The organism is Deltaproteobacteria bacterium (assembly GCA_005879795.1).
GTDB lineage: Bacteria > Desulfobacterota > Binatia > DP-6 > DP-6 > DP-6.
This window is the reverse complement of the sequence record VBKJ01000188.1, coordinates 1-4,836: the sequence shown is the minus strand read 5'-3', so window position 1 is coordinate 4,836 and position 4,836 is coordinate 1. Positions and strand designations below refer to the sequence as shown.

Sequence of the window (4,836 nt, the reverse complement as noted above, 5' to 3'; positions counted from 1 at the left end):
TGAGGCTATCTCCGTCCTCGCTGCTCCCGTCGGCGAAGTGAACAGACTGCGGCGAGAACGCCAGGACCGGAATTGCGGTCGATAGGCGTGCGATCACTTTTCCCGATCAGGCGCTCGCCGGAAAGTCGGTCGATGCGGCTAAATCCCTCTGCGTCTCGACCGCCGCCAAACGATCCGCGAGAGCCTTCTGGATCATTCCCCGTAATCCCGTGCCATATCCGACACCAGTTGGAAGCGGCAACCGAAGTCGTGATGTGTGTCGGGCTCTCGAGCGGTGCCATTTTACAAATGGCTGTGTCTTCGGCCGCGGCGCTACGCTTTCAGGAAGGTCAGCAGGTCGGCGTTAATGGTATCGGCCTCGGTCGTGGGCATGCCGTGCGGAAAGCCCTTGTAGGTTTTCAATGTGCTATTCTTCAGCAACTTTGCCGACAGCGGTGCCGAATCGGCATAAGGCACGATCTGATCGTCATCGCCATGCATCACCAGGACCGGCACGGTGATCTTCTTCAGGTCTTCGGTGAAGTCGGTCTGGGAGAAGGCGACGATGCCGTCATAATGCGCCTTGGCGCCTCCCATCATACCCTGGCGCCACCAATTCCAGATCACCCCCTGAGAGGGTTTCGCACCAGGCCGGTTATAACTCGTGCTTGTAGGCCAAGAGCATGTCGTCGCCCCGAAGGTCCGCGGATGTTCGTCGTGTAGCCCCCCTCGCTGTGAGCCAGCACCGCGACGGCCTCCGGCCGAACGCCCGCCCGGCGAAGGATTTCTGCGACGGCGACCCCCTCCCACCGATTATCGAACCGGCTCCAGCGAGTCACGCAGTGAATGTCGGACGTGACTTCGACCCTCGGCAGATCGAGGAATTCCTTCCACGTCGACGAAAGCTCTTGGTCGACCAGGCCGAAGCACCGAAAGGCCCAGGTCTGCAGATCGGCGCGCGGTGTCTCTCCATAAGTGAGGACGGGCCACTTTTGCGTGGGGACCTGCCCGGGCGGCAGGCGCTCTCTGGTCCCCGCCTCTTTCATTTCACTACTCCATCGACGTTCCAACCCAAAGCTGAGTCGGCTTTCACCTGACCCGACCCCTCACATGTCCAGTACGACGTCGCCTCGCGGCCGGGAGCAAAGACTACCGGCGACCCCTGGCTCTTTCCGCGCCGTTTGCCGGTGCGATGATGCCTCGCGCCGCGTCGCGGAGCGTTCGCGGGCGCCAGAAGTGCGTCACGCCGCCGCCGACCTCGCGACCGGCGGCTCGAGGGCCAGCGCGAGCACCTCGTCGACGGATTCGACCGGGTGGAAGCGGAGCAGCTCGCGGACGTCCGCCGGCACGTCGTCGAGATCGCCCCGGTTGCGCTCGGGCAGGATGACATCGGTCAGCCCCGCCGCGTGCGCGGCCAGCACCTTCTGCTTGACGCCCCCGATGGGCAGCACGCGGCCCTGGAGCGTCACCTCACCCGTCATCCCGACGGTGTGCTTCACGGGGCGCCCGGTCAGGAGCGATGCGATGGCGGTGACCAGCGTGATGCCCGCACTCGGGCCGTCCTTCGGGATGGCGCCGGCGGGCACGTGCACGTGGAACGCCTTCCGCCTGAACGCCTGCTCGTCGATACCGAGCCGCGCCGCATGGCTCCGCACCCACGTGAGCGCGATGCGCGCTGATTCCTTCATGACGTCGCCGAGCTGACCCGTCAGCACGAGATCCTCGGAGCCCGGCATGGCCGCGGCCTCCACGAAGAGGACGTCGCCGCCGGTGCCGGTCACGGCGAGGCCGGTGGCCACGCCGGGAACCGCCGTCCGGGTCGCGGCTTCCTGGAAGAACTTCGGGCGCCCGAGCGTCCCGCGGACGAGCGCGACGTCGACCGTCACCGGCGCCTGCGTGGCGCCCGACGTGACGCCGGTCGCGATCTTCCGCAAGAGCGTGCCCAGCTCGCGCTCGAGCTGTCGCACGCCCGCCTCGCGCGTGTACTCGGCGATCACGAGTCGGAACGTGCCGTCGTCGACGGCGACCTCGTCGGGTCGGAGCCCGTTCCGCTCCACCTGCCGCGGCCAGAGGTAGCCACGCGCGATCGCGACCTTCTCCTCGACGGTGTAGCCGTCGAAACGGATGACCTCCATGCGGTCGAGGAGCGGGCCCGGGATGGTGTCCGCCAGGTTGGCCGTGGCGATGAAGAGGACGTGCGAGAGGTCCAGCTCGACGTCGAGGTAGTGGTCGCGGAACGAGTGGTTCTGCGCCGGATCGAGCACCTCGAGGAGCGCGGACGACGGATCGCCGCGCCAGTCGGCGCCGATCTTGTCCACCTCGTCGAGCATGATGACGGGGTTCATGGTGCCCGCGTCGCGGAGTGCCCGGACCAGCCGGCCCGGCAGCGCGCCGATGTAGGTCCGGCGATGGCCGCGGATCTCCGCCTCGTCGCGCACGCCGCCGAGCGACATGCGGACGAACTTCCGCCCCGTCGCGCGCGCGATCGACTCGCCGATCGAGGTCTTCCCCGTTCCCGGGGGGCCGATGAGCGTCAGGATGACGCCCGAGCGCCGGTCCTCCGGCACGCCGAGCTCGGCGCGCAGCTTGCGGACGGCCAGGTACTCGGTGATGCGCTTCTTCACGTCGTCCAGACCGGCGTGGTCGGCGTCAAGGACCTCGCGGGCGTGCGCCGGGTCGAGCCGCTCCTCCGAGCGTTTCGACCACGGCACCGCGAGCAGCCAGTCGAGGTAGGTCCGGATCATCGATGCCTCGGCGTTCCCGTCGCCCATCTTCGCGAGCCGGCCGAGCTCGCGCTCCGCCTGCTGCTGGACGGCCTCCGGCATGCCCGCCTCGGCGATCTTCTTCCGGTACTCGTCGGCGACGGACCCCTCGTCCTCGCCCAGCTCCTTGCGGATCGAGTCCATCTGGCGGCGGAGGAAGTAATCGCGCTGCTGCTTCTGCGCGCCGGACTCGACGTCCTCGCGGATGCGCTTGCGCACCTGGAGCTCGGCGAGTCGCTCGCGCTGGAACCGGAGCGCCAGCGTCAGGCGCTCGACGACGTCGACCGTCTGCAGCAGCTCGACCTTCTGCGCGAAGCTCAAGTCCGGGGCATAGCCGGCGGTGTCGGCGAGCGCGCCGGGCTCCGTGATGGACCGGACGAACTGCGATACGCGCTCGTCGGCCCCGCGCAGCTCGAGAATCTCGCCGACGACGGCGCGATACTCGCGCTCCAGCTCCCGGGTGCGCGACGGCGGCGGTGTCTCGTCCGAGACCTCCTTGGCCTCGACGCGCAGGCGCCCCTGCGGGTCGGTGCGTGCGGCGCCCGCGATGCCGCGGTGCAGGCCCATCACCACCGACGCGAAGCCGCGTCCGGGGAGCCGGACCCGCTCGACGACGTCGGCCACCGTGCCGACGTTGGCGTACTCCGTCCCGTGCCGCGGGACGAGCAGCACCTGGCTTTCGTCCCCCACGTCGACGGGGAGGGTGACGGTCATTCCCGGGAACACGACGGTGTCTTCGAGCGCGATGAGCCGAAGTGTGGGCATGGACCCGACCGTAAGAACGACCCTTGAGGTTGTCAACTATCGGACGCATCAAGTATGTGTGCCCGACATGCCCCGATCGTCCCGGGCCTGCGAGGCGTGGGAGCTGCTGTTCGACCTCCTGATGCGGCAGCGCACCCGACTGCCGCAGGTGGCTGCGGAATTCGAGCTCTCCGAGCCCCAGTGCCATGTGCTGCGGCTCATGGAGCCGGGTGCCGGCGTCCCCATGCGCCGGCTCGTCGAGCGGCTCGGGTGCGACGCCTCGAACGTCACCGGCATCGTCGACCGGCTGGAGGCGCGGGGGCTCGTCGAGCGGACGGCATGCCCGCACGACCGACGCATCCGGATGGTGCGGCTCACGCCGCGCGGGGCGGAGATCCGGGCGCGGATCGTGGCCCGGATGGCCGAGCCCCCCGAGCCCATTGCGGGTCTCCCGGCCGACGACCTCGCGGCGCTCTGCGCGATCCTCCGCCGTGCGCTGCGGTGACCGCGGCCGGTTGACGACGTCGCAGGCGTGAGCAGATTCGGGCCATGATTCGTCGCTGTCCCGCGTGTGACCGCCCGAACCGCGTACGGCCACGCCATCTCGCCGACCGCGACGTTCGACGAGGTCGTCCGCGAAGCGTCCGTCCCGGTGCTCGTCGACTTCTGGGCCGCGTGGTGCGCGCCCTGCCGGCGCGCCGCACCCGAGGTCGCTCGGGTCGCGCGGCAGATGGCCGGCAAGGCGGTCGTCCTCAAGGTGGACACGGAGCGCTCCCCCGCGGTGGCGGCCCGGTATGGCGTGCAGAGCATCCCGAACTTCGTCGTCCTGAAGGACGGGCGTGGAGGGCCCGTGCGATTGACGGCCTCGAGGTACTCGAGCTCAGGGCGGTGCGAAGCAGCGAACACAGGCCTGTAGAACAACCCCGACGCGCCGAGGATCAGTGCACAGGTCAGCAATCTGGCGATCGTCTTCACGGTGACGTTGGGCTTGAGTGCTTTGATCGCCATATCGTGCTCCTGATTGGCAGCCGGTCGTCACTTCGGCGCGCGGAGTGGCAGCACCGCGCGCAGCCGCTCGTCGCGGAGCCAGAGGCCGCCCCAGAGGAAGAGCGCGACGTAGACGGGAAAGAACGCCTGGCTGAGGAGCGGGTTGCCGACGCGCACGTGCGTCGCGACGGCGCCGCCTAAGTAACCGGTCCACAGCACGGCGCCGAGCACCGCCGTGCGCGGGATCAGGTAGACGGCAAGACATGCGAGCTCGAGCAGCCCGAGCCAGAAGAGGACGTTCGTGGAGTATCCGAGCTGCGTCGTCGCCTCCACCGCAATTGGCAGCTGGAGCACCTTGACGCTC

At 68.8% G+C, this 4,836-nt stretch carries 5 protein-coding genes and 1 pseudogene; 2 read left to right on the top strand and 4 right to left on the bottom strand.

All coding sequences use genetic code 11. The features are described from left to right. Positions 1–312: 312 nt before the first annotated feature. The 3 genes and pseudogenes from E6J59_15570 to lon form a co-directional block, all read right to left on the bottom strand. A pseudogene (locus tag E6J59_15570) lies at positions 313–639 on the bottom strand (alpha/beta hydrolase). After that, positions 603–1,025, bottom strand: a complete 423-nt coding sequence (locus tag E6J59_15565) for a hypothetical protein (protein TMB17796.1) — start codon at positions 1,023–1,025, stop codon at positions 603–605. Before E6J59_15565 ends, E6J59_15570 begins: the two are co-directional and overlap by 37 nt. A 195-nt stretch (positions 1,026–1,220) precedes the next feature. After that, positions 1,221–3,506 (bottom strand): endopeptidase La, encoded by a 2,286-nt coding sequence (gene lon / locus E6J59_15560; protein TMB17795.1) that lies wholly within the window; start codon positions 3,504–3,506, stop codon positions 1,221–1,223. On the opposite strand from lon, the gene E6J59_15555 reads away from it, so the two are divergent. Together E6J59_15555 and E6J59_15550 are read left to right on the top strand one after the other, a co-directional pair. Beyond that, positions 3,445–3,990 carry a winged helix DNA-binding protein gene (locus E6J59_15555; GenBank protein ID TMB17794.1) on the top strand — a complete coding sequence of 182 codons (546 nt, stop codon included), beginning with the start codon at positions 3,445–3,447 and terminating at the stop codon, positions 3,988–3,990. The two genes, lon and E6J59_15555, sit on opposite strands and share 62 nt — an antisense overlap. Positions 3,991–4,056: 66 nt before the next feature. Further along, entirely contained in the window at positions 4,057–4,401 is a 345-nt protein-coding gene (locus E6J59_15550) for a hypothetical protein (GenBank protein TMB17793.1), read from the top strand. A 119-nt stretch (positions 4,402–4,520) separates the two neighbouring features. Here E6J59_15550 and E6J59_15545 read toward each other — a convergent pair. Further along, positions 4,521–4,836, bottom strand: a 316-nt coding sequence (locus E6J59_15545) for a DoxX family protein (GenBank protein TMB17792.1), incomplete at its 5' end; no start/stop codon positions are given.

What these genes read in the sequence shown, in the direction of transcription:
- E6J59_15565 (TMB17796.1), bottom strand. Translation starts at nt 1,025, where the DNA reads ATGAAAGAGGCGGGGACCAGAGAGCGCCTGCCGCCCGGGCAGGTCCCC.
- lon (TMB17795.1), bottom strand. Translation starts at nt 3,506, where the DNA reads ATGCCCACACTTCGGCTCATCGCGCTCGAAGACACCGTCGTGTTCCCG.